Source organism: Pseudomonas sp. 18.1.10, from assembly GCF_024655625.1.
Taxonomy (GTDB): domain Bacteria; phylum Pseudomonadota; class Gammaproteobacteria; order Pseudomonadales; family Pseudomonadaceae; genus Aquipseudomonas.
The window spans coordinates 1-2,130 of sequence record NZ_JANLGL010000424.1; the positions used below are offsets into that span (position 1 = coordinate 1).

Genomic DNA, 2,130 nt, shown 5'->3' on the forward strand with positions numbered 1-2,130 from the left:
GGGTCAGCCAAAGATGTATCAACTGACAGACCGCATTCGCGAGCAAGCCCGCTCCCACATTTGCTCCCCATTGTTCTTTAGAGCGAGGGCTTGGCGCGGCGGGCCTTGAAGAATTCACTGAGTACGGTGCCGCACTCTTCGGCCAACACCCCACCTTCAAACAGCACCTTGTGATTGAGAAACCCCTGGGTAAAAAACTGCCCCTGGCTTTGCACAATCCCCGCCTTCGGCTCCAGCGCGCCGTACACCACCCGCGCCACCCGCGAGTGCACGATCAAACCGGCGCACATGCTGCACGGTTCCAGCGTCACATACAGCGTGCTGCCTACCAACCGGTAATTGCTGATGGCCTGCGCCGCATCACGGATGGCGACCATTTCGGCATGGGCGCTGGGGTCGTTGCCGCTGATGGGGCAGTTGAAGCCGCGGCCGATGATTTCACCGTCCTGCACCAGCACCGCACCCACCGGCACTTCGCCCAGTGCGGCGCCTTGGGCAGCGAGGGCCAGGGCTTCGCGCATGAAGTCCTGGTCGCGGCTGCGGTCGATGATCGCCACGGGACGAAACTGGCGCATCACGCCACCTCGATGGCGGCCATCAGGCCGGTTTCCATGTGGTCGATCACGTGGCAGTGGAACATCCACACCCCCGGGTTATCCGCCACCAACGCCACGCGGGCGCGTTCGTTCTTGCCCAACAGGTAGGTGTCGGTGAAGTACGGGATCACCTTGTGGCGGTTCGAGGCGATCACCTTGAAGCTCATGCCGTGCAGGTGGATCGGGTGTTGGTACTGGGTCATGTTCTTCAATTCGAAAATATAGCTCTTGCCCTTCTCCAGCTTGGCGATGGGGCGGTCGGCGCAGGTCTTGTCGGTGATGTCCCAGGCCTGGCCATTGATCTGCCACAGGCTGGGCGGCCGACCATCGTCGACCGAAACGCTACCGACCCACTCGAAATTGAAGTTGAGTTTCTCGGCGTTGGCCAGGTCCGGCTCGGCAATCGGGTTGGCCGGCAATGCGGGTGGCCACTCGGTGGGCGCGTCGGTGTTGGCCACGGAGCGGAACGTGCCCAGGCGAACCGGGCCATTGCGGATCGACAGCTCTTCGCCGGCCGGCGGTGCCTTGATCGCCAGGCAAATGCGCATGCCCGGGCCCAGCCAGTATTCCTTGCCCAGTGGGCGCGGCTCGATGGGGTTGCCGTCCAGCGCGTAGATCTGCGCTTCGACGTCGGGGATGTTGATGCGATAGGTCAGGGTGTTGTCGAGGTTGAGCAGGCGCACGCGGGTGATCTGCCCGGCCGGCAAGTCAATCACCGCCTGGGACACGCCATTGATCGTCGACAAGCGCCCCGCCGTACCGCCACGCGCCGCTTCACGGGGCACGCTGAAGGCGACGAAAGCGCCCTCTTCGTCCACATGCCAGCTCTTCAGGCTGAGGGTGCGTTCGTGTTTGAAACCGGTGGGTTCGCGCTCTTCGATAATGAGCGGGCCGACCAGGCCACGGCCGAGTTCTTCGCTGCTGTTCACATGGGGGTGATACCAGTAGCTGCCGGCGTCGGGCACACGGAATTTGTAGTCGAAGTACTCGCCGGGCAGCACCGGCAATTGGGAAACGTAGGGCACGCCGTCCATCTCCAGCGGCAAGCGGATGCCATGCCAGTGGATGGTGGTGGCGACCGGCAGGTGGTTGATAAAACGCACCCGCAGCCATTCGCCCTGGCGCACCCGCAACTCGGTGCCCGGCGCCGACGGGCCGAACGCCCAGGCTTCGGTCTTGTGGCCCGGCACCAGTTCCACGTCCAGCGGTGCGGCGATCAGTTCGTAATCGTGGCCCGCTTCGGCCTCGGCGACTTTCCCCAGCCAGTAGCGATAGGCGCCACCGGCACCGACGCCCACTACGGCCAGGCCGGCAAGGCCACCCAGGATTTGTCGACGGGAAAAGGATCGGGACACAACAACCTCACGTATCGGCCGCAGGCCCAGGGCCTGCAAAGGGCAGATACGATACACCTGCATGGCGTAAACAGTAAGGCTTCGCATTGCCGCATGGCTGAATTCTGGACACACCAAAGATCAACTGTGGGAGCGGGCTTGTGTGGGAGCGGGCTTGCTCGCGAATGCGGTGGGTCAGT

General features: G+C 63.4%; 2 protein-coding genes. Both read right to left on the reverse strand.

Features of this window, described 5'->3' with window-relative positions; genetic code table 11:
• Positions 1 to 77 precede the first annotated feature (77 nt).
• Positions 78 to 575, reverse strand: coding sequence for a tRNA adenosine(34) deaminase TadA (gene tadA / locus NUV89_RS29375; protein WP_257784072.1), 498 nt, complete (start codon positions 573 to 575; stop codon positions 78 to 80).
• The gene (locus NUV89_RS29380; protein WP_257784073.1) at positions 575 to 1,951 is read right to left on the reverse strand and encodes a multicopper oxidase family protein; all 1,377 of its coding nucleotides are present in this window, start codon (positions 1,949 to 1,951) and stop codon (positions 575 to 577) included. Before NUV89_RS29380 ends, tadA begins: the two co-directional genes overlap by 1 nt.
• Between the last annotated feature and the right edge of the window lie 179 nt (positions 1,952 to 2,130).

Bases quoted from the DNA above. Each gene is read 5' to 3' on its own strand.
- tadA (WP_257784072.1), bottom strand. From the start codon at position 575: ATGCGCCAGTTTCGTCCCGTGGCGATCATCGACCGCAGCCGCGACCAG.